The organism is Streptomyces sp. NPDC019890 (assembly GCF_044903445.1).
In the GTDB taxonomy this organism is placed as follows: domain Bacteria; phylum Actinomycetota; class Actinomycetes; order Streptomycetales; family Streptomycetaceae; genus Streptomyces.
This window is the reverse complement of record NZ_JBJDQK010000007.1, coordinates 386456-412512: the sequence shown is the minus strand read 5'-3', so window position 1 is coordinate 412512 and position 26057 is coordinate 386456. Positions and strand designations below refer to the sequence as shown.

General features: G+C 71.6%; 25 protein-coding genes. 16 read left to right on the top strand and 9 right to left on the bottom strand.

Going from position 1 to position 26057, the window contains the following annotated elements:
- Positions 1–79: 79 nt before the first annotated feature.
- From ACI2LP_RS21855 to cobI, 4 genes are read left to right on the top strand one after another with little or no spacing between them, the layout of a single operon-like run.
- Positions 80–2086: a putative cobaltochelatase gene (locus tag ACI2LP_RS21855; RefSeq protein ID WP_404726145.1), complete on the top strand. Its 2007-nt coding sequence runs from the start codon at positions 80–82 to the stop codon at positions 2084–2086.
- Positions 2086–2694 carry a cob(I)yrinic acid a,c-diamide adenosyltransferase gene (gene cobO, locus ACI2LP_RS21850; RefSeq protein ID WP_404726144.1) on the top strand — a complete coding sequence of 203 codons (609 nt, stop codon included), beginning with the start codon at positions 2086–2088 and terminating at the stop codon, positions 2692–2694. Before ACI2LP_RS21855 ends, cobO begins: the two co-directional genes overlap by 1 nt.
- Positions 2688–4295, top strand: a complete 1608-nt coding sequence (locus ACI2LP_RS21845; RefSeq protein ID WP_404726143.1) for a cobyrinate a,c-diamide synthase — start codon at positions 2688–2690, stop codon at positions 4293–4295. Before cobO ends, ACI2LP_RS21845 begins: the two co-directional genes overlap by 7 nt.
- Positions 4292–5020: a precorrin-2 C(20)-methyltransferase gene (gene cobI, locus ACI2LP_RS21840; protein ID WP_404726142.1), complete on the top strand. Its 729-nt coding sequence runs from the start codon at positions 4292–4294 to the stop codon at positions 5018–5020. Before ACI2LP_RS21845 ends, cobI begins: the two co-directional genes overlap by 4 nt.
- Before the next feature lie 17 nt (positions 5021–5037).
- Here the strand turns inward: cobI and ACI2LP_RS21835 are convergent, their stop codons facing one another.
- Complete coding sequence (locus ACI2LP_RS21835; protein WP_360879428.1) at positions 5038–5757, bottom strand: permease; 720 nt, start codon at positions 5755–5757, stop codon at positions 5038–5040.
- Between the two features lie 93 nt (positions 5758–5850).
- Between ACI2LP_RS21835 and cobM the strand changes: the two genes are divergently transcribed.
- From cobM to cobC, 4 genes are all read left to right on the top strand, one after another.
- The gene (cobM, locus tag ACI2LP_RS21830) at positions 5851–6672 is read left to right on the top strand and encodes a precorrin-4 C(11)-methyltransferase (protein WP_404726141.1); all 822 of its coding nucleotides are present in this window, start codon (positions 5851–5853) and stop codon (positions 6670–6672) included.
- Positions 6669–8420 (top strand): precorrin-3B C(17)-methyltransferase, encoded by a 1752-nt coding sequence (cobJ, locus tag ACI2LP_RS21825; RefSeq protein WP_404726140.1) that lies wholly within the window; start codon positions 6669–6671, stop codon positions 8418–8420. Before cobM ends, cobJ begins: the two co-directional genes overlap by 4 nt.
- Before the next feature lie 94 nt (positions 8421–8514).
- The gene (locus tag ACI2LP_RS21820; protein ID WP_404726139.1) at positions 8515–9471 is read left to right on the top strand and encodes a sirohydrochlorin chelatase; all 957 of its coding nucleotides are present in this window, start codon (positions 8515–8517) and stop codon (positions 9469–9471) included.
- On the top strand, positions 9425–10510 hold the full coding sequence (gene cobC / locus ACI2LP_RS21815; protein WP_404726138.1) for an Rv2231c family pyridoxal phosphate-dependent protein CobC: 1086 nt from the start codon (positions 9425–9427) through the stop codon (positions 10508–10510). Before ACI2LP_RS21820 ends, cobC begins: the two co-directional genes overlap by 47 nt.
- A gap of 157 nt (positions 10511–10667) precedes the next feature.
- On the opposite strand, the gene ACI2LP_RS21810 is transcribed toward cobC, so the two are convergent.
- Together ACI2LP_RS21810 and ACI2LP_RS21805 are read right to left on the bottom strand one after the other, a co-directional pair.
- On the bottom strand, positions 10668–11639 hold the full coding sequence (locus tag ACI2LP_RS21810) for an SCO1860 family LAETG-anchored protein (protein ID WP_404726137.1): 972 nt from the start codon (positions 11637–11639) through the stop codon (positions 10668–10670).
- Between the two features lie 330 nt (positions 11640–11969).
- Entirely contained in the window at positions 11970–13055 is a 1086-nt protein-coding gene (locus ACI2LP_RS21805) for an amidohydrolase family protein (RefSeq protein ID WP_404726136.1), read from the bottom strand.
- A gap of 430 nt (positions 13056–13485) precedes the next feature.
- On the opposite strand from ACI2LP_RS21805, the gene ectA reads away from it, so the two are divergent.
- The 4 genes from ectA to thpD are packed head-to-tail and all read left to right on the top strand — an operon-like array spanning position 13486 to position 16656.
- The gene (gene ectA / locus ACI2LP_RS21800; RefSeq protein WP_404726135.1) at positions 13486–14022 is read left to right on the top strand and encodes a diaminobutyrate acetyltransferase; all 537 of its coding nucleotides are present in this window, start codon (positions 13486–13488) and stop codon (positions 14020–14022) included.
- 25 nt (positions 14023–14047) lie between these two features.
- Positions 14048–15316 (top strand): diaminobutyrate--2-oxoglutarate transaminase, encoded by a 1269-nt coding sequence (ectB, locus tag ACI2LP_RS21795; RefSeq protein WP_404726134.1) that lies wholly within the window; start codon positions 14048–14050, stop codon positions 15314–15316.
- Positions 15317–15351: 35 nt separating this feature from the next.
- Positions 15352–15756, top strand: a complete 405-nt coding sequence (locus tag ACI2LP_RS21790; protein WP_360879399.1) for an ectoine synthase — start codon at positions 15352–15354, stop codon at positions 15754–15756.
- Between the two features lie 3 nt (positions 15757–15759).
- Positions 15760–16656 carry an ectoine hydroxylase gene (gene thpD / locus ACI2LP_RS21785; RefSeq protein WP_404726133.1) on the top strand — a complete coding sequence of 299 codons (897 nt, stop codon included), beginning with the start codon at positions 15760–15762 and terminating at the stop codon, positions 16654–16656.
- Positions 16657–16714: 58 nt separating this feature from the next.
- On the opposite strand, the gene ACI2LP_RS21780 is transcribed toward thpD, so the two are convergent.
- The gene (locus ACI2LP_RS21780; RefSeq protein ID WP_404726132.1) at positions 16715–17794 is read right to left on the bottom strand and encodes an alkene reductase; all 1080 of its coding nucleotides are present in this window, start codon (positions 17792–17794) and stop codon (positions 16715–16717) included.
- Between the two features lie 146 nt (positions 17795–17940).
- Here ACI2LP_RS21780 and ACI2LP_RS21775 point away from each other — a divergent pair, with 146 nt between their 5' ends.
- Positions 17941–18462, top strand: a complete 522-nt coding sequence (locus ACI2LP_RS21775; RefSeq protein ID WP_404726131.1) for a MarR family winged helix-turn-helix transcriptional regulator — start codon at positions 17941–17943, stop codon at positions 18460–18462.
- Between the two features lie 61 nt (positions 18463–18523).
- On the opposite strand, the gene ACI2LP_RS21770 is transcribed toward ACI2LP_RS21775, so the two are convergent.
- Positions 18524–19570 (bottom strand): aminotransferase class V-fold PLP-dependent enzyme, encoded by a 1047-nt coding sequence (locus ACI2LP_RS21770; RefSeq protein WP_404726130.1) that lies wholly within the window; start codon positions 19568–19570, stop codon positions 18524–18526.
- A gap of 69 nt (positions 19571–19639) precedes the next feature.
- Complete coding sequence (locus ACI2LP_RS21765; RefSeq protein WP_404726225.1) at positions 19640–20359, bottom strand: DsbA family oxidoreductase; 720 nt, start codon at positions 20357–20359, stop codon at positions 19640–19642.
- A 383-nt stretch (positions 20360–20742) separates the two neighbouring features.
- Between ACI2LP_RS21765 and ACI2LP_RS21760 the strand changes: the two genes are divergently transcribed.
- Positions 20743–21096 carry a VOC family protein gene (locus tag ACI2LP_RS21760; protein WP_404726129.1) on the top strand — a complete coding sequence of 118 codons (354 nt, stop codon included), beginning with the start codon at positions 20743–20745 and terminating at the stop codon, positions 21094–21096.
- A gap of 176 nt (positions 21097–21272) precedes the next feature.
- Positions 21273–21656 (top strand): VOC family protein, encoded by a 384-nt coding sequence (locus tag ACI2LP_RS21755; protein ID WP_404726128.1) that lies wholly within the window; start codon positions 21273–21275, stop codon positions 21654–21656.
- 163 nt (positions 21657–21819) lie between these two features.
- On the opposite strand, the gene ACI2LP_RS21750 is transcribed toward ACI2LP_RS21755, so the two are convergent.
- Positions 21820–22740: an AraC family transcriptional regulator gene (locus ACI2LP_RS21750; RefSeq protein WP_404726127.1), complete on the bottom strand. Its 921-nt coding sequence runs from the start codon at positions 22738–22740 to the stop codon at positions 21820–21822.
- 90 nt (positions 22741–22830) lie between these two features.
- Here ACI2LP_RS21750 and ACI2LP_RS21745 point away from each other — a divergent pair, with 90 nt between their 5' ends.
- Positions 22831–23829, top strand: a complete 999-nt coding sequence (locus ACI2LP_RS21745; protein WP_404726126.1) for a zinc-dependent alcohol dehydrogenase family protein — start codon at positions 22831–22833, stop codon at positions 23827–23829.
- A gap of 3 nt (positions 23830–23832) precedes the next feature.
- On the opposite strand, the gene ACI2LP_RS21740 is transcribed toward ACI2LP_RS21745, so the two are convergent.
- Both ACI2LP_RS21740 and ACI2LP_RS21735 read right to left on the bottom strand, forming a co-directional pair.
- Positions 23833–24447: a DUF1349 domain-containing protein gene (locus ACI2LP_RS21740; RefSeq protein WP_404726125.1), complete on the bottom strand. Its 615-nt coding sequence runs from the start codon at positions 24445–24447 to the stop codon at positions 23833–23835.
- A gap of 4 nt (positions 24448–24451) precedes the next feature.
- Positions 24452–25990: an aldehyde dehydrogenase (NADP(+)) gene (locus tag ACI2LP_RS21735; protein ID WP_404726124.1), complete on the bottom strand. Its 1539-nt coding sequence runs from the start codon at positions 25988–25990 to the stop codon at positions 24452–24454.
- Positions 25991–26057 lie beyond the last annotated feature (67 nt).

Here is a 26057-nt window from a genome sequence, read left to right as displayed (position 1 = left end):
CCCCGCGCCTCAACCTCTCCCGAACTTCGTCCGGGGGGACCCCCACCACGGGGCTGGTTTTTACGATCGAGGAGTCCGCATGAGCACCCCCTACCCGTTCACCGCGATCGTCGGGCAGGAGGACCTGCGGCTCGCGCTGCTGCTCAACGCGGTCAGCCCGCAGGTCGGCGGCGTGCTCGTACGCGGCGAGAAGGGGACCGCCAAGTCCACCGCCGTACGTGCGCTTTCCGCATTGATCCCGGAGGTTCCAGTCGTCTCCGGGTGCCGGTTCTCGTGCGACCCCGCGGCGCCCGACCCGGCGTGTCCCGACGGTCCGCACGAGTTCGGCGGTGGTGTGTCGCGGCCCGCGCGGATGGTCGAGCTGCCCGTCGGCGCCTCCGAGGACCGGCTCGTCGGCGCGCTCGACATCGAGCGGGCGCTGGCGGAGGGCGTGAAGGCCTTCGAGCCCGGGCTGCTCGCCGACGCCCACCGCGGAATCCTCTACGTCGACGAAGTCAACCTCCTCCACGACCACTTGGTGGATCTGCTCCTGGACGCGGCCGCGATGGGCGCGTCGTATGTGGAGCGCGAGGGTGTGTCGGTGCGCCATGCCGCGCGTTTTCTGCTCGTCGGGACGATGAACCCCGAAGAGGGCGAGTTGCGGCCCCAGTTGCTGGACCGCTTCGGGCTCACCGTCGAGGTCGCGGCCTCGCGCGAGCCCGATCAGCGGGTCGAGGTGGTGCGGCGCCGGCTCGCGTACGACGACGATCCCGGTGGTTTCGCCGCTCGCTGGTCGGACGACGAGACCGCGCTGCGGGCGCGGATCGTGGCGGCACGGGCGCTGCTGCCCGACGTACGGCTCGGCGACGGCGCGCTCAGGCAGATCGCCGCGACCTGCGCGGCCTTCGAGGTGGACGGTATGCGCGCGGACATCGTGATGGCGCGGACGGCGACCGCGCTGGCCGCGTGGGCGGGGCGCAGCGACGTACTCGCGGAGGATGTGCGGCAGGCCGCTCTGCTGGCGCTCCCGCACCGGCGGCGGCGCAATCCCTTCGACGCTCCGGGCCTGGACGAGGACAAGCTCGACGAGACGCTGGAGGAGTTCGGCGAGGACGATCCGGATCCCGGTCCGGACGGGCCCGGCGGGGGCGGTGGGCAGCCGCCGCAGGACGGTCCGGACACATCGCCGCCCGGTGACGCGGGTGAGGCCGAGGCGCCCGCCGAGCCGCAGGAGGCCGAGGGCGGGCAGCCGCAGCCGTCGGGAGGCGGTGAGCAGCAGCCCGTACGGGCCGGGGAGCCCTTTCGTACGAAGGTGCTGAGCGTGCCCGGTCTGGGCGAGGGCGCGGCGGGACGCAGGTCCCGGGCGCGGACCGAGCACGGGCGGACGACAGGCGCGCGCAGGCCCCAGGGGGCGCTCACCAAGCTGCACTTGGCGGCGACCGTACTGGCCGCGGCCCCGCACCAGCGGGCGCGCGGGCGCAGCGGGCGCGGTCTGGTGGTCCGGCGTGACGATCTGCGGCAGGCGACCCGGGAGGGGCGCGAGGGCAATCTCGTGCTGTTCGTGGTCGACGCTTCGGGCTCGATGGCGGCCCGGCAGCGGATGAGTGCGGTCAAGGGTGCGGTGCTCTCGCTGCTCCTCGACGCCTACCAGCGGCGCGACAAGGTCGGTCTTGTCACCTTCCGCGGCAAGGACGCGGAGCTGGCGCTGCCGCCGACTTCTTCGGTGGACGCCGCCGCCGCCCGTCTCGAGACGCTGCCGACGGGCGGCCGCACGCCGCTGGCGGCGGGGCTGCTGCGGGCGCACGACGTGCTGCGGGTGGAGCGCATGCGTGATCCGTCGCGCCGCCCGCTGCTGGTCGTGGTGACGGACGGGCGTGCGACGGGCGGCGTGGACCCGGTCGCGCTCGCCTCACGGTCCGCGCGACTGCACGCCGCCGAGGGCACGGCCGCCGTCGTCGTGGACTGCGAGTCGGGGCCGGTGCGGCTCGGGCTCGCCGGAGACCTCGCCCGTGATCTGGGCGGCACCGCCGTCACCCTGGACGAGCTGCGCGCCGACAGCATCGCCGGGCTCGTCAGGGATGTACAAGCGACCAGGAGGGCCGCGTAATGCCGCAGGGACAACCGTCCGTCGTACCCGAGGACGGGCTCACCACCCGCCAGCGCCGCAACCGGCCGCTGGTGATGGTCCATACGGGCGTCGGCAAGGGCAAGTCGACCGCCGCCTTCGGGATGGCGCTGCGCGCCTGGAACCAGGGCTGGCCGGTCGGGGTGTTCCAGTTCGTCAAGTCCGCGAAGTGGAAGGTCGGCGAGGAGAATGCGCTGAAGGTGCTCGGCGCGAGCGGCGAGGGCGGCAAGGTCGACTGGCACAAGATGGGTGAGGGCTGGTCCTGGATCCAGCGGGCCCCCGCGGACGGCGAGCTGTCCAACGAGGAGAAGGCGCGCGAGGGCTGGGAACAGGTCAAGCGCGACCTGGCCGCTCAGTCGTACAAGTTCTATGTGCTGGACGAGTTCGCGTACCCGCTGCACTGGGGCTGGGTCGACACCGACGAGGTGATCCAGGTGCTGCGCGACCGCCCCGGCACCCAGCACGTGGTCATCACCGGCCGCAACGCCCCCGCCGAGCTGCTCGACTTCGCCGATCTGGTGACCGACATGTCGAAGGTGAAGCACCCGATGGACGCCGGTCAGAAGGGGCAGCGGGGCATCGAGTGGTAGCACGTCTCGTCATCGCCGCGCCGTCGTCCGGCAGCGGCAAGACCACCGTCGCGACGGGCCTGATGGCGGCCTTCGTCGCGGCGGGCCTCGCCGTGTCCCCGCACAAGGTCGGCCCCGACTACATCGACCCGGGCTACCACTCGCTCGCGACGGGGCGTCCGGGGCGGAACCTGGACTCGTTCCTGTGCGGTACGGAGCTGGTGGCGCCGCTGTTCGCGCACGGCGCGGCGGGATGCGACGTGGCCGTGGTCGAGGGCGTGATGGGCCTGTACGACGGCGCGGCCGGCGCGGGCGAACTGGCCTCCACGGCACAGGTCGCGAAGCTGCTGCGGGCGCCGGTGGTGCTGGTGGTGGACGCGTCGTCGCAGTCGCGGTCGGTGGCGGCGCTGGTGCATGGCTTCGCGTCGTGGGATCCGGAGGTGCGGATCGGCGGCGTGATCCTGAACAAGGTGGGGTCCGACCGGCACGAGGAGCTGCTGCGGGAGGCGCTGGAGGAGTCGGGAGTGCCGGTGCTGGGGGTGCTGCGGCGGGTGGCTCAGGTTGCCTCGCCGTCCCGGCACCTGGGTCTTGTGCCGGTCGCCGAGCGGCGGGCGGACGCGGTTGCCGCGGTGGCGGCGATGGCCGAACAGGTTCGGCGTGGCTGCGACTTGGAGGGGTTGCTGGGGTTGGCGCGGTCGGCTCCGCGGCTGGGTGCTGCGGCGTGGGACTCGGAGGCCGCCTGCGGCGAGCCAGTCGCCACCCCGCCCTCCCCCTACGGCCTGGCGGCCGTGGGAGGTACCCCCGTCCCGAAACTGGGGGCAAGCCCCCAGACCCCCGAACGCGCTTCGCGCGTGTCCTCAAACGCCGGACGGGCTGAAGTTCAGCCCCTTGGGGGTCCCCCCGGACGAAGTCTGGGGGAGTTTGAGGAGCGGGTCCTGGGCGGAGCCCCGGTTCGGGATGGGGGTCCCCCCACGCCCGCAGGGCGTAGGGGGAGGGCGGGGTGGGGAACAAGCCCCGCGCAGCGGCCCCTCGTCGCCATCGCGAGCGGACCCGCCTTCACCTTCTCCTACGCCGAGCACACCGAACTCCTCACCGCCTCCGGCGCCGACGTCGTCCCCTTCGACCCGCTCCGGGACGAGCAACTCCCCGACGGCACCTCCGGGCTGGTCATCGGCGGCGGATTCCCGGAGATGTACGCCACCGAGCTGTCCGCCAACGAGCCGCTGCGCAAGGCCGTCGCCGAGCTCGCGCACACCGGTGCGCCCGTCGCCGCCGAATGTGCCGGGCTGCTGTATCTCACCCGTTCCCTCGACGGGGAGCCCATGTGCGGCGTCCTGGACGCCGAGGCCCGGATGTCGCAGCGGCTCACCCTCGGCTACCGCGAGGCCGTCGCCGTGAGCGACAGCGTCCTCGCCGCGGCCGGGACCCGCCTGCGTGGGCACGAGTTCCACCGGACCGTCGTGGAGCCCGCCGCGGGTCCGGCTCCCGCCTGGGGCATGCACAGGCCCGAGCGACGCGTCGAGGGCTTCGTGCAACAGGGCGTGCACGCGAGCTATCTGCATACGCACTGGGCCGCCGAGCCCGGTGTGGCGCGCCGATTCGTTGAGAGGTGTACGCGATGAGCAGGCTGATCGGCGTCGGAGTGGGGCCCGGCGACCCGGAGTTGGTGACCGTGAGGGGCGTACGTGCGCTTCGGGAGGCCGACGTCGTCGTCGTACCGGTGATGGACACGCTGGAGCGCGGGCGCGCCGAGGCGACCGTGCTGCACTACGTGGGTGAGGAGAAGGTCGTACGGATCGTCTTCGCGCTCAACGAACGCACCGACCGCGCCCGCCGCGAGGCCGCCTGGGACGCCGCCGGTGAGCGCGTCGCCGAACTTCTGCGCAGCCACGGGACCGTCGCCTTCGCGACGATCGGCGACCCCAACGTGTACTCGACGTTCACCTATCTCGCGCAGACGATCGGCGAGGTGGTTCCGGGGACGGCCGTCGAGACCGTGCCCGGCATCACCGCGATGCAGGATCTCGCGGCCCGCAGCGGCGCGGTGCTCACCGAGGGCACCGAGCCGCTGACCCTGGTTCCGGTGACCGCCGGAGCCGCCGTGCTCAAGGACGCCCTGGAGGGTCCCGGCACGGTCGTGGCGTACAAGTTCGGGCGGCTGGCGGCCCAGGTGGCGACCGCGCTGCGGGAAACGGGGCGGACCGAGGGCGCGGTGTGGGGGTCGGCGCTCGGGCTGCCCGAGGAGTCGATCCGGTCGGCAGCGGAGCTGGGCGAGGGCCCGTTGCCGTATCTCTCGACACTGATCGCGCCCGCGCCGCGGGACGGCGGCCGCGGGGGCAAGCTGTGAGCCCGCCATCCGGGTCCTCACTCGGCGAGGCCCACCACCAGCCAGATGAAGCCCACTCCCCCGGCCGTGCACAGCAGGGTGGAGCGGGCGGGGTGGGCGTGGTGCGCCTCGGGCAGGATCTCGGCGGCGGCGAGGTAGAGCAGCGCGCCGCCGAAGAACCCGAGGTAGCTGCCGAGGAGTTCCACGGGAAGCGTGAACAGCACGGCGGACGCGGCGCCGACAAGGGGCGCGAGCGCGTCGGCGACGAGCATCGCGACCGCCTTGCCGTGGGTGTTCCCGTACAGGCTGGTGATCGTGTACGTGTTGAAGCCGTCGGCGAAGTCGTGGGTGATGACGGCGAGCGCCACGGTCGCGCCCATGCCGCCGCCCACCTGGAAGGCCGCGCCGATCGCGACGCCGTCCATCAGGCTGTGCCCGACCATGGCCGCGGCCGCCGTCAGTCCCACCTGCGGCATCCTCTCGTCCGCACCGTGTGCCGCCTTGCGGACGGCCAGCAGTCGTTCCACCAGGTGGGCCGTGAGAAAGCCGCCCACGAACAGCAGCAGTGCCTGCGGCACCCCGAACACCTTGTTGCCCGCCGCCTCAAGTGCCTCCGGCAGCAGGTCGAGGCCGACCACGCCGAGCATCAGACCGCCGGCCAGGCCGAGCACGAGGTGGCGGCGGTCGGTGACGCGCTGCGCCGTCCAGCCGCCGAACAGCGTCATCAGGAACGCGCCGAGCGCGACGAGCACCGCCATGCGCCCTTGCTAGCGGATTGACCCGCTTCCTGGCACATCCGAGCTGTCCAGATCCACCCGAATGACACGAATAACCCGAGAGGACCACCGCTCATGGCCGATGCCGCCACCCGTGGCAAGGTGACCTTCGTCGGCGCGGGCCCGGGCGCCGCCGATCTGCTGACGTTCCGGGCCGCACGGGCGATCGCCGATGCCGACATCGTCATCTGGGCGGCCAGCCTGGTACAGGCGGAGGTCCTGGAGCATGCCCGCGAGGGCGCCGAGATCCTCGATTCGGCGGCGATGTCGCTGGAGGACGTCGTCGCCGTGTACGAACGGGCGCGGGCGGACGACATGTTGGTCGCCCGCATCCACTCCGGCGACCCGGCGCTGTGGGGCGGCACTCAGGAGCAGCTCGACCGCTGTGTGGAGCTGGGCATCGACGTCGAGATCGTGCCGGGCGTCTCGTCGTTCTCGGCGGTCGCGGCGCTCGTGCAGCGCGAGCTGACGATCCCCGAGGTCGCGCAGTCCGTGATCCTGACCCGGCTCGGCGGCGGCAAGACGCCGATGCCGCCGGGCGAGGAGGTACGGGAGTTCGCGCGGCACGGCACGACGATGGCGCTCTTCCTGTCGGCTGCCCGCTCGGGGCAGTTGACGCAGGAGTTGCTTGAGGGCGGCTACCCGACGAATACGCCGGTGGTGATCGCGTACCAGGCGACCTGGCCGGAGGAGCTGATCCTGCGCTGCACGATCGGCACGCTGGAGGAGACCGTCAAGGAGCACAAGCTCTGGAAGCACACGCTGTTCCTGGTGGGGCCCGCGCTGGCGGCTTCGGGGACGCGCTCGCACCTCTATCACCCGGGCCACTTCCATGGCTTCCGGAAAGCCGATCCGGCCGCCCGCAGGGCCCTGCGCACCAAGGGAGCGAATCAGTGATCGGCCTGATCTCCGCCACGGCGGCGGGCGCTGCCGCCCGCGACCGGCTGGCCGCCGCCTGGCCCGAACGGACCCGGATCTACGAGGGCCCCGTACGCCGCTCCGTGGAGCGGGCATTCGCGGAGTGCGAGCAGCTGGTGTGTTTCCTGGCGACGGGCGCGGTGGTGCGGCTGATCGCCCCGCTGCTGGCGGGCAAGTCGGCGGACCCCGGCGTGGTGTGCGTGGACGAGGGGCAGCGGTATGCGGTGTCCCTGCTGGGCGGCCACGGCGGTGGTGCGAACGAACTGGCGGCGCAGGTCGCGGACGTGCTGGGCTGTGCCCCGGTGGTGACGACGGCGACGGACGCGGCGGACATTCCCGGCCTGGACACCCTGGGCTGGCCGGTCGAGGGCGCGGTCGCGTCCGTGACGAGGGCGGTCCTCGACGGCGAACCGGTGGCGCTGCGGGCGGACGCGGTGTGGCCGCTCCCGCCGCTGCCGGCCAATGTGACGCCGGAGGACGCCACACCGGAGGACAGCACACCGCAGGACAGCGCGCCGCTGGAGACCGTGGCGCGGCAGGACGCCCGCGCCGTTCTCCATGTCACCGACCGTTCCTTCGTCGCCGGATCGAACGACGCCGTGCTGCGACCGCCGTCGCTCGTCGTCGGCGTCGGGGCCTCCAAGGGCGTCGCCGTCGACGAGGTCGTCGGCCTCGTCGAGCAGACCCTGCGCGAGGCGGGGCTCTCGGCGCTGAGTGTGGCCGAGCTGGCGACCGTCGACGCAAAGGCCGACGAGCCGGGGATCGTCGGGGCCGCCGGGCGCCTTGGCGTGCCCCTGGTGACGTACGCCGCCGAGCGGCTCGCCGAGATCGCCGTGCCGAACCCGTCAGGCGCGCCCCTCGCGGCAGTCGGAACGCCCTCCGTCGCCGAGGCCGCGGCGCTCGCGGGCGGCGGCGAACTCCTCGTCCCGAAGCGGAAGTCGAACCCTGCCGGCCGGGCCGCGATGGCGACCTGCGCGGTCGTGCGCAGAGCGCCGCGCGGTCGGCTCGCCGTGGTCGGGCTCGGGCCCGGGGCCCGCGATCTGCTCACCCCCCGCGCGACGGAGGAGCTGCGCCGCGCCTCCGTACTGGTCGGGCTCGATCAGTACGTGGACCAGATCCGTGACCTGCTCAGGCCCGGCACCCGGGTCGTCGAGTCCGGCCTCGGCGCGGAGGAGGAGCGGGCCCGTACGGCGGTGGCCGAGGCCCGCGCCGGACATGCGGTCGCGCTCATCGGCAGCGGCGACGCGGGTGTGTACGCGATGGCATCCCCCGCGCTCGCCGAGGCGTCCGACGACATCGACGTGGTGGGCGTACCGGGAGTGACTGCGGCGCTGGCCGCCGCCGCGATCCTGGGTGCGCCGCTCGGGCACGACCATGTCTCGATCAGTCTCTCCGATCTGCACACCCCGTGGGAGGTCATCGAGCGCCGGGTGCGGGCCGCGGCGGAGGCGGACATCATCGTGACCTTCTACAACCCGCGCAGCCGCGCCCGCGATTGGCAGCTCCCGAAGGCGCTGTCGATCCTCGCCGAACACCGCGAGCCGGGCACGCCGGTGGGCGTCGTACGCAATGCGTCCCGGGCGGACGAATCGAGCCGCCTGACGACACTCGCGGGACTGGATCCGGCAACGGTGGACATGATGACGGTCGTGACGGTCGGCAATACGGCCACGCGCGAGATCGCCGGCCGCATGGTGACACCGCGCGGCTACCGATGGCAGTCATGAAGGACCGGAAATCCTCCTGTGACTGCCGCGCCCTCGCCCCGGGCGGCGTCGCGCGCAATGCTCTGCCGTACCACCCCCACATCAAGGAGAACGCGTGACCACCCCGCCCGCACTGCTGATCGCCGGTCACGGCACCCGTGACGAAGCCGGGGCCGAGGCCTTCCGGGACTTCGTACGGGAGCTGGGGCGGCGCCATCCCGAACTCCCCGTCGGGGGCGGCTTCATCGAGCTGTCCCCGCCGCCCCTCGGCGAAGCCGTCACCGAACTGGTCGAGCGGGGCGTGACGCGCTTCGCCGCGGTTCCGCTGATGCTGGTGTCCGCCGGGCACGCCAAGGGCGACATCCCGGCCGCTCTTGCCCGTGAGCGGGAGCGGCACCCGGAGATCTCGTACGCCTACGGCCGTCCGCTCGGCCCGCACCCCGCGCTGCTGCGCGTTCTGGAGCGGCGGCTGAACGAGGCGCTGGGCTCCGGGCCGCGCACGCCCGCGGACCGCGCCGATGTGACGGTGCTGCTGGTGGGCCGCGGTTCGACGGACCCGGACGCCAATGCCGAGGTGCACAAGGCGGCCAGGCTGCTCTGGGAGGGACGGGGGTACGCGGGGGTGGAGACGGCGTTCGTGTCGCTCGCCGCGCCCGATGTGCCGAGCGGGCTCGACCGGTGCGTGAAGCTGGGGGCCCGCCGGATCGTGGTGCTGCCGTACTTCCTGTTCACCGGCATCCTGCCGGACCGGGTGCGGCAGCAGACGGAGGGCTGGGCGGAGGCGCACCCGGGCGTCGAGGTGCGCTGCGCCGACGTCATCGGCCCGGAGCCGGAGCTGCTCGACCTGGTGATGGAGCGCTACCGGGAGGCCGTCGCGGGCGACATCCGGATGAACTGCGACTCGTGCGTCTACCGGATCGCGCTGCCGGGCTTCGAGGAGAAGGTGGGCTCTGCGCAGCAGCCGCACTTCCACCCGGACGACGACGGGCACCATCACGACGGACACCACCACGACGGAACCCACCATGGCCGCGGCCATCAACATCACGGCAGCCATGCGCACTCCCGTTGACGCACACGACCTGCGGCACCACGGTGACGCGGAGGTACGGGACGCCGGTCTGACGGATCTCGCCGTCAATGTCCGCTGCGGGACTCCCCCGGAGTGGCTGCGTGAGCGCATCACAAGCTCGCTGACCGCTCTCGCCGCCTATCCGGACGGGCGGGCGGCACGGGCCGCGGTCGCGCAACGGCACGGGGTGCCGGTGGAGCGGGTGCTGCTGACGGCGGGGGCGGCGGAGGCGTTCGTACTGCTGGCTCGCGCTCTGACGGTACGTCACCCTCTCGTGGTGCACCCGCAGTTCACGGAGCCCGAGGCCGCACTGCGGGACGCGGGGCACCAAGTGGCCAGGCTGCTGCTGAAGGAGGAGGACGGCTTCCGGCTCGACCCGGCGGCCGTGCCCGAGGCGGCGGACCTCGTGATGATCGGGAATCCGACCAACCCCACATCCGTACTGCATCCGGCCGCCGACATCGCGGAACTGGCCCGTCCAGGACGGCTGTTGGTGGTGGACGAGGCCTTCATGGACGCGGTGCCCGGCGAGCCCGAGGCGCTGGCGGGACGGACCGACATCCCCGGCCTGGTGGTGCTGCGCAGCCTCACCAAGACCTGGGGGCTCGCGGGCCTGCGCATCGGCTATGTGCTCGCCGAGCCCGGGACCATCGCGGCGCTGGAGCAGGCTCAGCCGCTGTGGCCGGTCTCGACGCCCGCGCTGGCCGCCGCGGAGGCGTGCATGGGGCCCGGCGCGCTCAAGGAGGCCGAGCAGGCGGCGCAGGTGATCGCGACGGAGCGGGCCCATCTGCTGGCGGGCCTTGCGGAGTTCGACGAGGTACGAGTGGTGGCGGCGGCCGAGGCCCCGTTCGTACTCGTCCACGTCCGGCGTGGGGCCGAGGTGCGGGAGCGGCTGCGCGCGCTGGGTTTCGCGGCCCGCCGGGGCGACACCTTTCCGGGGCTCGGTCCCGGCTGGCTGCGGTTGGCGGTGCGCGACCGGGTGACGACCAATCGCTTTCTGCAGGCGCTCGACCAGGCGCTCACGATGGTCGGGGACTGACGCGCCCCGGCCGACGTCGCGCACGGACGTCGGCCGGGGCGGCAGCGCCCGGCACCCACGATCGATCCCTTGTCGGCCCGCGGTCGGCGGCGGGCATGAGCGCCGCGATCAACAGCGGGCGCGGGCGCCGCCTGTCAGCAGCGTCCGGGCGCCGTGGTCAGCGGCGGGCGCGGGCGCGGGCCAGCACCATGACGCTGCCGCCGAGGGCCAGCAGCAGGGCCGCGCCTCCGGCGATGTACGAGGTCGCGGCGCTGCCGCCGGTCTCGGCGAGGTCGTCCTGGGCCGGATCGGCGCCGGACTGTGCCTTGACACCGGTGCCCGGCTTGCCGGTCGGGTCCTGCGCGGCGGTCGGGTCCTGCGCGGCAGCCGGGTCCTGCGCGGCCGCGGGCTTGGACTCGTCGTGCGCCGTGCCGGGCGACTCGCACGTGGCCTCGGCGAGGGTGACCGAGCCGGTCACCTCGGCGACGTTCAGCCTGGCCGGGTTGACGGAGACCCTGAGCTCCAGCGCCGTGGCCGCGGCCGTACGGGACGTGGTGTGCGTCTTGGACAGATCGAGCGTCACCTCACCGACGCCCGGCACCTCGACCCGGGTGGTGCCAGCGGTGGAGAGCGTGGTCCGCTTGCCGAGCACGGTGACCCGGCCGAGCAGATTCGACTCCGCGACCGGCTGCCTGCCCGCCTCGCAGACGGCCTTCGACGTGACCTTCTCGACCTCGACGACCGAGAGCAGCGGCAGTCCCGGCACATGCACCCGGGCCCGGACGAGGTTGCTGTACGCCTCCGTCCGGTGCCGGTCGGCGCTCGCCTTCGCGGTGGCCACGTCGGCGCGCAGCAGCTGGACGGGCCTGCCCCGGTCGACGCCGTCCACCTGCACGCTCAGTGTGGTCTTCTCGGCGCTCGCGGGCGCCTGCACCTCGTTGAGCGCGGCGTTGACCGGGACATCGACGGACTTGTTGAGCAGGGACACATCGAGCCCGGTACGGAGTACGACCGCACTGGCCCGGCCCTCGCCGCCGCCCCCTGTGGCGTACGCCGGCCCGGCGACCACGACGGGTCCGGCGACCAGCGCGGCTGCTGCCGTCACGGCGGCGCAGCGGCGTGCGGGCATGCGGAAGGTGTTGCTGTTCAAGGTGGTGGAACCCCCACAAGAGACACGGCGTCGCCGCCGCCCCACGGGGACACGTGGGGCGGCGGCGACTGAACACGGGAAGTTTCACGGCGCTGAGAGTGAACTGACAGTTGCCTGGCGCGAGTTCACCCCAAAGTGGGGTTTCCGTCACCGCTTTCGAATCTCTCGGTACGCCTGTTCCCGTGACTCACCCGTGTCGCGTATCCCAAGGGCGCACAGGGGGGCGCTTGCGCGGGAGCGCGCCAGAAGTGGTCGAACGAGGAATGCGGGCCGGGGGTAACGCACTGTCAACCCTGCAATGGGGACAGCGGGGACAGCGGGGCCGGGATATCAGCCGATCACACGGCCGTTGAGGATCACCCGGCTCGGCGCCGCCAGCGCCCTGACGTCCGCCCGCGGATCCTCGTCGTACACCACGAGATCCGCCGGCGCGCCCTCTTCGAGCGCCGGGCGGCCGAGCCACTGCCGCGCCCCCCAGGTCGTCGCCGACAGGGCCTGCAGCGGCGGGATTCCGGCCTTCACAAGCTCGGCGACCTCGGCCGCCACCAGGCCGTGGGCGAGCGAGCCGCCCGCGTCGGTGCCGACGAAGACCGGGATGCCCGCGTCGTACGCCGCGCGCACCGTGTCGTAGCGGCGCTGGTACAGCCGCCGCATATGGGCCGACCACCGGGGGAACTTGGACTCGCCGCCCGCCGCGAGATCCGGGAACGTGGCGATGTTGACCAGGGTCGGCACAATCGCGACGCCGCGCTCGGCGAAGAGCGGGATGGTGTCCTCGGTGAGGCCGGTGGCGTGCTCGATGCAGTCGATACCCGCCTCGACCAGGTCCCGCAGCGAGTCCTCGGCGAAGCAGTGCGCGGTCACCCGCGCGCCGAGCCGGTGCGCCTCGGCGATCGCCGCCTCGACGGCGCCACGCGGCCAGCAGGCGCCCAGGTCACCCGCTTCGCGGTCGAGCCAGTCGCCGACGAGCTTGACCCAGCCGTCCCCGCGCTGTGCCTCCCGCGCGACATGGGCGACGAGCTCGTCCGGCTCGATCTCATGGGCGAAGTTACGGATGTAGCGGCGGGTGCGCGCAATGTGACGGCCGGCCCGGATGATCTTCGGCAGGTCCTCGCGGTCGTCGATCCAGCGGGTGTCGGCGGGAGACCCCGCGTCCCGGATGAGCAGGGTGCCCGCGTCCCGGTCGGTCAGCGCCTGCTTCTCGCTGGTCGCCTCGTCCACCGCGCCATGGGCGTCGAGCCCGACGTGGCAATGCGCGTCGACCAGGCCGGGGAGCGCCCAGCCCTGCACGGTGACGGCCTCGGCACGCGGCCGCTCGTACGAGATCCGGCCGTCCACCACCCACAGCTCGTCCCGCGCCTCCTCGGGCCCGACGAGCACTCGCCCCTTCACATGCAGCACCACGTGATCGCTCATAGCCAGCACTGTACGAGGCCCCCGGCGCCCGCGGCCGAGCGGCTGCGCGGTCACCGGCGCCCGGCGCCGGACCGGCCGCGCTCCCGGTGAACTCAATTCCTCAGGCCATAAAAGTCCGCGTTAATTAAAGAATGCCGGAAGCTGCTTTATTACGGGCAGCTTCCCGTATTCTTCTGCCCCCGTTCCCGGATCCTAAACGCCAAGATTTCAACAAGATCAGACGGCATAATTCGAGCGGGTCTCGCGACAGTTACGGATATGTGACCGACCCCACAACGCGCCCGGTTCATCGCTTATTTCCGCTGCAAATCGCCCGAAAAGGCCGCCGTCCACCACTAGCGCACGCGCCCGCGCGATAACACAGAGAGCCGCTCCACCCAACCCCTTCCGGCAATGCAATTTCAGAATTAGCTCGGTAAATTACCTCGGCATGACCGCCGCACAGGAAGACCTTGTACGAACCAGCACGCCGAGCGAATTCACGACGATTGACACCCCACGAGTGGAGGACGGAGCCGCGATCTGGCGCATCGCCCGCGACTCCCAGGTCCTGGACCTCAACTCCTCGTACAGCTATCTGCTGTGGTGTCGCGACTTCGCCGCCACCTCCGTGGTGGCGCGCGACGTCGACGGAGCACCCATCGCCTTCGTCACCGGCTATGTGCGCCCCGAGCGCCCGCAGGCCCTGGTCGTCTGGCAGGTCGCCGTCGACCACGCGCACCGCGGCCGGGGCCTGGCCGGTGTGCTCCTCGACGCGCTGACCGCCAAGGTGACCGGCAAGAGCGGGGTGCGTGAGGTCGAGACGACCATCACCCCCGACAACACCGCGTCCGACCGGCTCTTCACTTCGTACGCGAAGCGCCACGACGCGCCCCTTGCGCGCGAAGTCCTCTTCGACGGCGGGCTGTTCCCCGAAGGAACCCACCAGCCCGAAGTCCTGTACCGCATTGGCCCCCTCTCCGCCTGACACCCCCCACCTCTGGAGACTTGCTGTGACCATCACCCCGCCCGCCCTGAGTGTCTTCGAGACCCTGGAGTCGGAGGTGCGCAGCTACTGCCGCGGTTGGCCGGCCGTGTTCGACCGCGCGCAGGGCAGCTACCTTCACGACGAGGACGGCCACACCTACCTCGACTTCTTCGCCGGCGCCGGATCACTCAACTACGGACACAACAACCCGGTGCTGAAACGCGCGCTGATCGACTACATCGAGCGCGACGGCATCACCCACGGCCTGGACATGGCCACCACGGCCAAGCGCGCCTTCCTGGAGTCGTTCCAGAACGTGATCCTGCGGCCGCGCGACCTTCCGTACAAGGTCATGTTCCCGGGCCCGACGGGCACCAACGCGGTCGAGTCCGCGCTCAAGCTGGCCCGCAAGGTCAAGGGGCGCGAGTCCGTCGTCTCGTTCACCAACGCCTTCCACGGCATGTCGCTCGGCTCACTCGCCGTCACCGGCAACGCCTTCAAGCGGGCCGGCGCCGGCATCCCGCTGGTGCACGGCACGCCGATGCCGTTCGACAACTACTTCGACGGCCAGGTCCCGGACTTCCTGTGGTTCGAGCGCCTGCTGGAGGACCAGGGCTCCGGCCTCAACAAGCCGGCCGCTGTGATCGTCGAGACCGTGCAGGGCGAGGGCGGCATCAATGTCGCCCGCGCCGAGTGGCTGCGCGCGCTCCAGGAGCTGTGCCACCGCCAGGACATGCTGCTGATCGTCGACGACATCCAGATGGGCTGCGGCCGCACCGGCGGCTTCTTCTCCTTCGAGGAGGCGGGCATCACGCCGGACATCGTCACTCTGTCGAAGTCCATCAGCGGCTACGGACTTCCCATGTCGCTCTGCCTGTTCAAGCCGGAGCTGGACATCTGGGAGCCGGGCGAGCACAACGGCACCTTCCGCGGCAACAACCCCGCGTTCGTCACCGCCGCCGCCGCGCTCGACACCTACTGGGCGGACGGGCAGATGGAGAAGCAGACCCTCGCCCGCGGCGAGCAGGTCGAGCAGGCGCTGCTGGCCATCGTGGCCGAGAGCGCCGAGGACGGGGTGAGCTTCCGGGGCCGTGGCCTGGTGTGGGGCCTGGAGTTCCAGGACAAGGCGCGCGCCTCGGCCGTCTGCGCCCGCGCCTTCGAGCTGGGGCTGCTGCTGGAGACCTCGGGCCCGGAGAGCGAGGTCGTCAAGCTGCTGCCCGCGCTCACCGTCACGCCCGAGGAGCTGGACGAGGGGCTGCGCATCCTGGCCCGCAGCGTCCGCGAGACGGCCTGACGCCCCCGTAGGACAAGGAAAGGCAACAACTCACCGTGATCGTCCGATCGTTCAAGGACATCGAGAACACCGAGCGCCATGTGAAGGCCGCGTCCGGTACCTGGGAGAGCAAGCGCATCGTGCTCGCCAAGGAGCGGGTCGGCTTCTCGCTGCACGAGACCGTGCTGTACGCAGGTACGGAGACGTCGATGTGGTACGCGAACCACATCGAGGCCGTGCTCTGCGTGGAGGGCGAGGCCGAGCTCACCAACGACGAGACCGGCGAGACCCACTGGATCGAGCCCGGCACGATGTATCTGCTGGACGGCCATGAGCGCCACACCATGCGTCCCAAGACCGATTTCCGCTGTGTCTGCGTCTTCAACCCGCCCGTCACCGGACGGGAGGACCACGACGAGAACGGCGTCTACCCCCTGCTGACCGAGTCCGAGGAGGGCTGAGAGATGACCACCGCCGCTGTACGCGCCGACCTGTACCCGACCCGTGGCGTGGGCGAGGTGACGACCCCGCGCCAGGACCCGGTCGTCTGGTCCGCACCGGGCGCGCCGGGGCCGATCGTCCCGTCCGACCTGATGGGCTTCGAGCGGGACGGCTTCCTGACCGTCGACGAGCTGATCACGCAGGACGAAGTAGCCCTGTACCGCGGCGAGTTGGACCGGATGGTCGCCGATCCCGCCGTACGGACCGACGAGCGCTCGATCATCGAGCCGAAGTCCCAGGACGTCCGCTCGGTCTTCGAAGTGCACAAGCTCAGCGAGGTGTTCGCCTCGTTGGTGCGCGACGAGCGGGTGGTGGGCCGGGCCCGGCAGATCCTCGGTTCCGATGTGTATGTCCACCAGTCCCGGATCAATGTGAAGCCGGGCTTCGGCGCCTCGGGCTTCTACTGGCACTCGGACTTCGAGACCTGGCACGCGGAGGACGGACTGCCGAACATGCGCACCGTCTCGGTCTCGATCGCGCTGACCGAGAACCGTGACACCAACGGCGGCCTGATGATCATGCCTGGCTCGCACAAGACGTTCCTGGGCTGCGCGGGCGAGACGCCGAAGGACAACTACAAGAAGTCGCTGCAGATGCAGGACGCGGGCACACCGTCGCACGCGGCGCTGACGCGGTTCGCCGACCGGCACGGCATCCGCCTGTTCACCGGCAGGGCCGGGTCCGCGACCTGGTTCGACTGCAACTGCATGCACGGCTCCGGGGACAACATCACCCCGTATCCGCGCAGCAATGTCTTCATCGTCTTCAACAGCGTGGAGAACCAGGCGGTGGAGCCCTTCGCGGCGCCGGTGCCGCGTCCGGACTTCATCGGGGCGCGCGACTTCACGCCGGTGCGCTGACAGCGCGAAGGGGGCGGGGCCGGTCCGGTGGACCGGCCCCGCCCCCTTCGCGTGCGGGTCAGCTCGCGCTCAGCGCCGGGTAGTCGGTGTAGCCCTTGTCGTCACCTCCGAAGAACGTCGCCGTGTCCGGGGTGTTGTACGGGCCTTCGGCCTTGAGCCTGGCGGGCAGGTCCGGGTTGGCCAGGAACAGCGAGCCGAAGGCGAGAATGTCCGCGGTTCCGTCCTCGATGAGCCCGAGCGCCCCGTGGTCGGTCGGGCCCTCGGTCGCCGGGTTGAGGATGAAGGTGCCGCTGAAGTGCTTGCGCAGCGCGAGCGTCACGTCCCGGTGCCCGGAGGTCATCTCGACGACGTGCAGATAGCCGATGCCCAGCGGCTCCAGCTCCTTGACCAGCGCGGGGTAGGTCGCCTCCGGGTCGGTCTCGGCGATGTCGTTGTACTGGTTGCCGGGAGAGACCCGCAGTCCGGTCCGCTCCGGTCCGATCGCCGCGGCCACCGCCTTGGTCACCTCGACGGCGAACCGGATGCGGTTCTCGACGGAGCCGCCCCACTCGTCGGTGCGCCGGTTGGTGTTGGGGGCGAGGAACTGGTGGATCAGATAGCCGTTGGCGCCGTGCAGCTCGACACCGTCGAAGCCGGCCTCGACGGCGTTGCGGGCCGCCTCGACGAAGTCGTCGACGATGCCCGGTATTTCGGCCGCGGTCAGCTCGCGCGGGGCGATGAAGTCCTTGGGCCCCTCGTGCGTGAAGAGCTGGCCCGCGGCGGCGACGGCGGACGGAGCCACGCTGAGAAGTTCCTGGTCCGGCCAGAGCACCGGGTGGCCGATGCGGCCGGCGTGCATGATCTGGGCGAAGATCTTCCCGCCCTTGGCATGCACGGCGTCGGTGACCTTGCGCCAGGCGGCCACCTGCTCGGCGGTGTGCAGGCCGGGGGTGTCCGGGTAGCCCTGGCCCACGACGGAGGGCTGGATGCCTTCGGTGACGATCAGGCCGGCCGACGCGCGCTGGCCGTAGTACTCGACGGTGGAGTCGGTGACGGTGAGGCCGTCGCCGTACGCCCTGCTGCGGGTCATGGGCGCCATGGCGATCCGGTTGACGAGCTGCGTACCGGCGAGGTCGATCGGGTCGAATGCGGTGGTCATGGATAGCCCCTCGAAACTTATGTGGTCGGCCAAGTAATCACGCCGGGGTTACTGTAGCCCATTACTTGGTCGACCAAGGTAAAGTTTTTGGAGACACTGTTCCGGACCCCGACCGGTCAGCCAGTCACCCCTCCTGAGGAGGCCCGATGAAACCCGAGACCGCGGCCGACCCGGCCTGTACCGAGCCGCTGCCGAGCGCCGCGCTCGGCGGGCCCCTCAGCCATGCCGTCTCCCGGGTCGCCCGGCTGCACCGCATGGCCGCCGGCAAGGTGCTCAAGGGACTCGGCCTCTACCCGGGCCAGGAATTCGTGATGATGCATCTGTGGGACGCGGGCCCGGTGCGCCAGTCGGAGCTGATCAAGGCTGTCGAGCTCGACCCGTCCACCGTGACGAAGATGCTCCAGCGCCTTGAGCAGGCCGGACACGTCCGCCGCCGCCCCGACCCGGGCGACCGGCGCGCGGTTCTCGTCGAGGCCACGGAGGAGAGCTGCGCGCTGCACTCGGCGGTGCAGGCGGCGTGGGCGGAGCTGGAGGAACACACGCTGACCGGGCTGGACGCGGACGAGCGCCGCGAGCTGACCAGACTGCTCGCCAAGGTCGAAGCGAATCTGTGCACCCAGACGGCGGGCTGCCCGGAGATGGCCCACCGGGCCGCGGCCGAGGTCTGACGGGACCCGCCCGGCGCCGTCGGGCGCCAGGCCGGACGGGACCCGGCGCCGTCACCCCGGATCAGGTGGACAGGAGTTCCAGCACCCGGTCCACGTCCGCCGACGAGTTGTAGAGGTGGAACGAGGCCCGCAGATTGCCCGCACGGTCCGAGACGATGACCCCCGCAGCGGCCAGTTCCGGGGCGCGGTGGCCCAGCTCCGGCACGGCGACGACGGCCGAATCCCCCGGCACCGGCGCGTACCCCAGCTCCGTCAGGCCCGCCCTGAACCGTGCGGCGAGCGCCGTGTCATGCGCGTGCACCGCGTTGATGCCGATCTCTTCGAGCAGCGCGAGTGACTCCTTGGCCCCGTGGTACGAGGGGAAGGCCGGAGGTTCGTCGTACCGGGCGGCCGAGCGCGCCAGTTCCTCGATCGGACCGTACGTGGTCGCCCACAGATCCTCCGCCGCGAAGGTACCGGCGTGGATCGGCGTCACGGACTCCTGCGCCTCCTCGCTCAGCGTGAGGAACGAGACGCCGCGCGGGCAGAGCAGAAACTTGAAGCCGCCGGTGACCGTGAAGTCCCACGCGCCCGCGTCCAGCGGCAGCCAGCCCGCCGACTGGCTGGCGTCGACGAGCGTACGGGCCCCGTGCGCCCCCGCTGCGGCGCGTACCGCCGCCAGATCGGCGATCCGGCCGTCCGCGGACTGCACCGACGAGAACGCCACCAGCGCGGTGCCCGGACGCACCGCGTCGGCCAGGCGCTCCAGTGGCGCGTACCGCAGCTTGAGATCACCGCGCACGAGGAAGGGCGTGATGACCGAGGCGTACTCCCCCTCCGGAAAGAGGACTTCCGCGCCCGGAGGCAGTGAGGTCGCGATCAGTCCGACATGCACGGACACCGAACCGCCGACGGCGACCCGCGACTCGTCCACGCCGGTCAGCCGGGCGAAGGACTGCCGGGCGGCAGCCACCGCCGAGTACTCGCCGGCGCCGCCCGGACGCCCGGCAGCGAGCTCGTCGGCAAGCAGCTTCACTGCCGCGACGGCCCGGCGGGGCAGCAGCCCGCAGGTGGACGTGTTCAGATACGTCATCTCCGGCGCGAACTCGGCGCCGCCCAAGGTCTCCATGTGATCACCCTGCGGTGCCCTCAACGGCAGGTCAATCGCGAATCGTTGAGGGACACCTCTCAGCAACGCTTATGCATGGGCCCCGGGCTGCGGGACCTCGCAGGCTCCGTCGGCGTCACAGGCGGCGGCATCCGCGCCGATGGGGGTGAGGATCCGGCCCTGCCACGCCTGCTCCAGCGCCTGGGTGAACAGCTCGGCCGGCTGCCCGCCCGAGACCCCGTACCGCCGGTCGAGTACGAAGAACGGCACGCCGGTCGCGCCCAGCTCGGCGGCCTCGTGCTCATCGGCCCGTACCTCGTCAGCGTACGCGCCCTCGTCGGCGAGCACCGCCCGCGCCTCGTCCGCGTCCAGACCCGCCTCGACCGCGAGATCCACCAGGACCTCGGGGTCGAATACGGACCGCTCCTCGGCGAAGTTGGCCCGGTAGGCGAAGTCCAGCAGCTCACTGTGACGGCCGCGGGCCTTGGCCAGGTGCAGCAGCCGGTGGATGTCGAAGGTGTTGCCGTGGTCGCGGCCGTCGGTGCGGTAGTCGAGCCCCTCGGAACGCGCGTTGGAGGCGACGTGCTCCTCCATCGCCTGGGCTTCCTCGATGGTGCGCCCGTACTTCTTCGCCAGCATGGGGACCACCGGGCCGGTCTCGCCCTTGGCGCGGTTCGGGTCGAGCTCGAAGGAGCGGTGCACGACCTCGACCTCGTCGCGGTGGGCGAAGGCGGCGAGCCCCTTCTCGAAGCGTGCCTTGCCGATGTAGCACCAGGGACAGGCGATATCGCTCCAGATCTCGACGCGCATCTTCTTCATCACTCCAGGGTCGTGCGGGACAACGGGGTGCGGAGGCACCCTCCGCCGGCAGGTCAACGCTCTGCGGCACCCGCTCATTCCCATAGCCGCGGGCCTGCCACCCCATCCGATATCCGCAGCTGCAGTGGAGCACAGCCGGGAGGACGGGACGAACCGGTCGGCCTCTTCCTGCCGTCGTCCGGGACCGCCAAGTGATCCGCTCACTGGGCCGGGCCCTGCAGCAAGGGAGGTGAACCCAGGACCGCACCGCTGAATCCGCAGATCTCCTCCACCCGGCAACGCCAACCGAGTTCCCCGCGATTGAGACGGGGGGTGTGAAGCGGGCGATGGTGTGGTGCCACCACGCCCGATCGCCGTCCTGGCAAGATAGCGGCATGGAACGTGTGCTTGGAATCGGTGGATACTTCATGCGGTCCGCCGACCCGGCTGCCCTGGGCGCGTGGTATCGCGATTGCCTAGGCCTGGACGCCGATGAGAACGGCCTGTGGCGTCAGGGAGCCGGGCCGACGGTGTTCGCGACGTTCGAGTCCGAGACCGACTACTTCGGGTCCCGCGCCCAGCAGACCATGCTCAACTTCCGGGTCCGCGACCTGGATGCGATGCTCGCGCAATTGCGCGCCAAGGGAGCGGACGTGGCCAAAGAGACGCAGGACATGGAGGGTGTCGGTCGATTCGGCTGGGTCACCGATCCTGAGGGCAATCGGGTCGAGCTGTGGCAGCCCGCGTGACCGCGTCTTCACACAGGCAGTGACGTGCTGGTGGCCCACGAGGTGGTGACTCATCCTCGTAGACGCAGAATGTCTGGCAGGAGCGACACCGCCGAGCAACACGCGATCGCGTAGCGCGTCGCCCCCCAGCACGCGGCCGAGATCGACTCTCGGGTTGTCTATGTACACTCACGCCCATGGCATGCCGCATCAGTGAGCTGGTCATCGACTGTGCCGGCCCCGACCGGCTCGCCGCATTCTGGAGCAAGGTCCTCGGCTACGTCGAACTCGGCCGGGAGGACGACGGAAGCATCGCGATCGGGCCGCCCGATGCCGGCTTCGGCGGCCCGCAGCCCACCCTCGTCCTCAGCCCCAGCAGCGAGCCGCGGACCGGGAAGCTCCGACTGCACATCGACGTCAACGCCACCGACCGCGACCAGGGCGCCGAGCTGGAGCGGCTGCTCGCTCTCGGCGCCAGGCCCGTCGACGTCGGCCAGACCGGCGCCGAGAGCTGGCACGTCCTGGCCGACCCGGAAGGCAACGAATTCTGCCTCCTGCACACCCGGCTCCAGCCCCTCTGACGTGGACCATCTCGACGGACGACCTGCCGCGCTACCCCTAGCCGGTGCTCACCGGCGCGCCCAGCGGGTGGGGACAGCAGCGACCACGGCCGTGGCGACGGCGAGGCCGGGGCTGGGGCTGGCCCAATGACCGACCGCTGATCGGCGACGACCGGCCCGCAGCTCAGCCAGTACGCCGTCGGTACTGGCCCGGTGCCATCCCGTACTCCCGCTTGAACGCCTTTGCGAAGGCGAACTCGGAGGTGTAGCCCGCGCGCTCGGCCACCGTGCGCAGCGGGGCGTCGTCCGCCCTGAGCAGCCTCCCGGCGCACGTCATGCGCCACCAGGTGACATACGCCAGCGGGGGCTGGCCGACGAGTGAGGTGAACCGGCGGGCGAAGGCGGCGCGCGACAGACCGGCCGCGGCGCCCAGCTCCCCGACGGTCCAGGGCCTCGCCGGATCGCGGTGGATGGCGTGCAGCGCGGCGGTGACGGCGGGATCGTTGAGGGCCCCGGCCCAGCCCGTCGGCTCGTCGGCACGCTCCCGGAGCCACCAGGCGCGCAGCAGATACAGCAGCAGGGTGTCGAGGAGTGCGGGCACGATCGCGTCGGATCCGGGCTGCGGGTCGGCGAGTTCGGCGCCGAGCAGCTCGACGGCGGAGCGCAACGATGCGTACTGGCCGACCCGGGCCGGGAAATGGATCACCGGGGGCAGATCGGTGAGCAGCGGATGGGCGCGCGCCTTGCTCAACTGGTAGGCGCCGCACAGCAGCACGGTCGCCGGGTGCCCATTGCCGGATCGCGGCTCAGGGGCGGCGGGCCAGCTCCCGTCGGGCTCCGGCTCGACAGGGTCGAGCGGTGAGTCGGGGTGGTCGGCGAGGGCATGGTGGTAGCCGTGGGCGAGGAAGACCACATCGCCGGGGCCGAGCAGGACGGGATCGGCGCCCTCCGGAGGCAGCAGCCACGCCGAGCCCTGGAGTACGACATGGAAACCCGCACCCTCGCTGGTCGGGAACCGGACGCCCCAGGGCGCGTACTTGACGGTCCGCGCGGAGTGGGGCCGCCCGGTGCGCATCGCGGCGATCGCATCGCTGAGTACGTCCATGTCCGCACCGTACACAGGAGAGACGATCAGACATGAACCCGAGGTTCTGAGACATGGATCGTCCCGGAAGTGGTCCATAGCGTCGTACCCATGACAACTACCCCCTTGGCCAAGGCAGTTCTTTTCCATGAGCTCGGCGGCCCCGACGTTCTGACGATCGAGGACGTCGCACTGCGCGAGCCCGGCCCGGGCGAAGTCCGCTTCCGTGTGGAGGCGATCGGTCTCAACAGGGCCGAGGCACTCTTCCGCGCGGGCACCTATTACTACCCGCCGACCCTGCCCGGCTCGCGGCTCGGCTACGAGGCGGCCGGTGTCGTCGACGCGGTCGGCGCAGGCGTGACCGAGTTCGCCTCGGGCGACCTTGTGATGGCAGCCGCCAACTTCGACTTCGGTGTGCACGGCGTGTACGGAGAGCGGGTCGTCCTGCCCGTCGATTCGGTGGTCCGCCGTCCCGAGGGCGTGGATGCGGTGACATCGGCGGCCGTGTGGCTGACGTACTCCACCGCCTACGGCGGCCTGTTGGAAACCGCCGGACTGCACCCCGGCGACCATGTGGTGATCACCGGCGCCTCCAGCGGCGTCGGCACGGCGGCGATCCAGACCGCCGCCCGGATCGGCGCGATCCCCATCGCCACCACCCGTACCGAGGCCAAGAAGCAGCAGCTGCTCGACCTGGGCGCGGCCCATGTGATCACCACCGGGAGCCAGGACCTGGTGAAGGAGGTCAAGCGGATCACCGGCGGGCGCGGTGCCGATGTGGCCTTCGATGCGATCGGCGGGCCGGGCTTCCGGGCGGTGAGCGACGCGGTCGTGCCCGGTGGCACGGTGGTGCTCTACGGCTGGCTGGACCCGCGGCCGATCGAGTTGTCGATGAACTGGCCGCTCACGGTGCACACCTACGCCAACGGCGTGCCCACCGGCACCGAGGAGTACAGGCGCCGGGCCACGGCCTTCATCGGCTCGGGTCTGCGCGACGGTTCACTGGCCCCGGTGATCGCCGAGACCTTCGACGGTCTGGAGCGGATCGTGGACGCCCACCGGCTGATGGAGACCTGCACCCATACCGGCAAGATCGTGGTGCGCCTCTGATCCTCAGCTGCCGTCCCGCAGGCCCTCCGGCCAGCCCGGCCGGAACTCGATCCGGTCGAACGTCACCACACAGCCCTCGCCCACCGGCGACTGCGCCAGGAAGCCGACCAGCGCGGCCCCGGCCTGCTCCTCGGTCCCCAGCGCGAAGATCCGTACGAAGGTCCACCGCTCGCCGTCCGTCGACGCGTGGAAGGCGAAGGCCTTGCCGGTGCGGCTGATCCGCAGCCACACGCTGTCGCCGTCCACCACAAAGGAGTTGGCGTCGTCGGAGTGGCCACGGGTGACGACCGTGCAGATGGTGGGCGTGTCCGGGGAGAGCTCCAGACAGAGCTTGGCCCACTCCCGCTCGCCGACGTGCAGATAGAGCACGCCCGCGTCGAAAGCCGCGGCAAAGCCCACCGTGACCCGCGCGATGAGCTGGAAGTCGCCCGCCGGCGCGCCGAGCAGCCGGGGCGCGTCGGAGGCGGGCTCCAGGGCCTCGCCCGCGGGCGGCACGAAGCGGTCCTGCCGGGCGCCGGCCCAGCCGGTCAGCACGCCCTCGTCGTAGGACCAGTTGGCCTCGGGGCCGTACGGCCGCAGCGGGAAGGGGAGTTCGGGCAGTTCGATCTGGTCGCTCACACGCTCAGCTTCCCGGAGTCTCCCGGCGGCCGTCCACCCGACGCGGCACTGAGAGCGGATTGTCGTCGCGCAGCTCGGGCGGGAGCAGCGCCTCGGGGGTCGTCTGGTACGTGACCGGGCGCAGCCAGCGCTCGATGGCGGTGGCCCCGACCGAGGTGGCGGTGGAGGTGGTGGCCGGGTAAGGGCCGCCGTGGTGCTGGGCGGGGGCGACGGCGACGCCGGTCGGCCAGCCGCCGACCAGGACGCGGCCCGCGAGCGGGGTGAGCTCGGCGAGCAGTTCGGCGCCCCGGCCCTCTCCCGCGGCCTCGCCGTCGGAGAGGTGCAGGGTGGCGGTGAGATTGCCGGGCAGCCGGCCGAGTACGGCGGTGATCTCGGCGTCCGACTCGTAGCGTGCGACGACGGTGACCGGGCCGAAGCACTCCTCGAGGAGCAGGTCGTGCGGTCCTTCGGCGGCCAGCAGCCGGGCCGGTACGGACAGGAAACCGGCGCTCACGGTGTGCTCACCGCCCGCGCCGGGGGTGATCGGGGCCTGAACGTCCGGCAGTGCGGCCCTGACCCGTACGCCCTCGACGAAGGCCGAGCGCATCCGCTGGTCGAGCATCACACCGGGCTCGGTCTCGCTGACCGCGGCCGTCAGTGACGTGAGCAGCCGGTCGCCCGCGTCGCCCGCGGGTGCGAGCACAAAGCCGGGCTTGGTGCAGAACTGGCCCTCCCCGAGGGTCATCGAGCCCGCGAGCCCGGCCCCGAGCTGCTCGGCACGCTCCCCGGCCGCCGCCTCGGTGACGACGACGGGGTTGAGGGAGCCGAGCTCGCCGTGGAAGGGGATGGGCGCGGGCCGGGCGGCCGCGGCGTCGAAGAGCGCGCGCCCGCCGCGTACGGATCCGGTGAAGCCCGCCGCGGCGACCAGCGGGTGCCTGACCAGCCCGACGCCCGCATCGAAGCCGTGCACGAGAATCACGACGTCGTCGGGCAGGCCGACGCGGCGGGCGGCCCGGCGCAGAACGGAGGCGCACAGTTCCGCGGTGGCGGGGTGGTCGGGGTGCGCCTTGACGACGACCGGGCAGCCGGCCGCGAGGGCGCTCGCGGTGTCGCCGCCGGGCACGGAGAAGGCGAGCGGGAAGTTGCTGGCGGCGTAGACGGCGACGACACCGAGGGGGATCTTGTAGCGGCGCAGGTCCGGCCAGGGCGGGGTCCGCGTGGGATCCGCGTGGTCGATGTGGATGTCGAGGAAGGCGCCCTCGTCGACGACATCGGCGAAGGCGCGCAACTGGGCAGTGGTGCGGGCGAGTTCACCGGTGAGGCGGGTGGGGCCGAGCGCGGTCTCGGCGTCGGCGGCCTCGATGACGTACTCGCGGGCCTCGTCGAGCAGGTCGGCGGCGGTGCGCAGCAGGAGCGCGCGTACACTCCGGTCGGCGAGCGCGGGGCGGGCGGCGTCCGCCGCGCGGACCGCACGGTCGATCTCTTCGGCGGTGGACTCCACCGCAACCTGCTCACGCGGGTTCCCGGTTCGGGGGTCGACACTCCAGACTGGTGCTGCTGCCACCGCGGCTTCCTTCCCGGTCTACTGCCACCCAGGAGTTGTTCGGTATTCTGAACAGCGTTCCCGATGG

Bases quoted from the DNA above. Each gene is read 5' to 3' on its own strand.
- ACI2LP_RS21760 (WP_404726129.1), top strand. From the start codon at position 20,743: ATGGAACGTGTGCTTGGAATCGGTGGATACTTCATGCGGTCCGCCGAC.
- cobO (WP_404726144.1), top strand. From the start codon at position 2,086: ATGCCGCAGGGACAACCGTCCGTCGTACCCGAGGACGGGCTCACCACC.
- ACI2LP_RS21835 (WP_360879428.1), bottom strand. From the start codon at position 5,757: ATGGCGGTGCTCGTCGCGCTCGGCGCGTTCCTGATGACGCTGTTCGGC.
- thpD (WP_404726133.1), top strand. From the start codon at position 15,760: ATGACCACCGCCGCTGTACGCGCCGACCTGTACCCGACCCGTGGCGTG.
- ACI2LP_RS21755 (WP_404726128.1), top strand. From the start codon at position 21,273: ATGGCATGCCGCATCAGTGAGCTGGTCATCGACTGTGCCGGCCCCGAC.
- ectA (WP_404726135.1), top strand. From the start codon at position 13,486: ATGACCGCCGCACAGGAAGACCTTGTACGAACCAGCACGCCGAGCGAA.
- ACI2LP_RS21770 (WP_404726130.1), bottom strand. From the start codon at position 19,570: ATGGAGACCTTGGGCGGCGCCGAGTTCGCGCCGGAGATGACGTATCTG.
- ACI2LP_RS21775 (WP_404726131.1), top strand. From the start codon at position 17,941: ATGAAACCCGAGACCGCGGCCGACCCGGCCTGTACCGAGCCGCTGCCG.
- ACI2LP_RS21765 (WP_404726225.1), bottom strand. From the start codon at position 20,359: ATGCGCGTCGAGATCTGGAGCGATATCGCCTGTCCCTGGTGCTACATC.
- ACI2LP_RS21805 (WP_404726136.1), bottom strand. From the start codon at position 13,055: ATGAGCGATCACGTGGTGCTGCATGTGAAGGGGCGAGTGCTCGTCGGG.
- cobM (WP_404726141.1), top strand. From the start codon at position 5,851: ATGGCCGATGCCGCCACCCGTGGCAAGGTGACCTTCGTCGGCGCGGGC.
- cobI (WP_404726142.1), top strand. From the start codon at position 4,292: ATGAGCAGGCTGATCGGCGTCGGAGTGGGGCCCGGCGACCCGGAGTTG.
- ACI2LP_RS21745 (WP_404726126.1), top strand. From the start codon at position 22,831: ATGACAACTACCCCCTTGGCCAAGGCAGTTCTTTTCCATGAGCTCGGC.
- ACI2LP_RS21750 (WP_404726127.1), bottom strand. From the start codon at position 22,740: ATGGACGTACTCAGCGATGCGATCGCCGCGATGCGCACCGGGCGGCCC.
- cobC (WP_404726138.1), top strand. From the start codon at position 9,425: ATGGCCGCGGCCATCAACATCACGGCAGCCATGCGCACTCCCGTTGAC.
- ACI2LP_RS21855 (WP_404726145.1), top strand. From the start codon at position 80: ATGAGCACCCCCTACCCGTTCACCGCGATCGTCGGGCAGGAGGACCTG.
- ACI2LP_RS21780 (WP_404726132.1), bottom strand. From the start codon at position 17,794: ATGACCACCGCATTCGACCCGATCGACCTCGCCGGTACGCAGCTCGTC.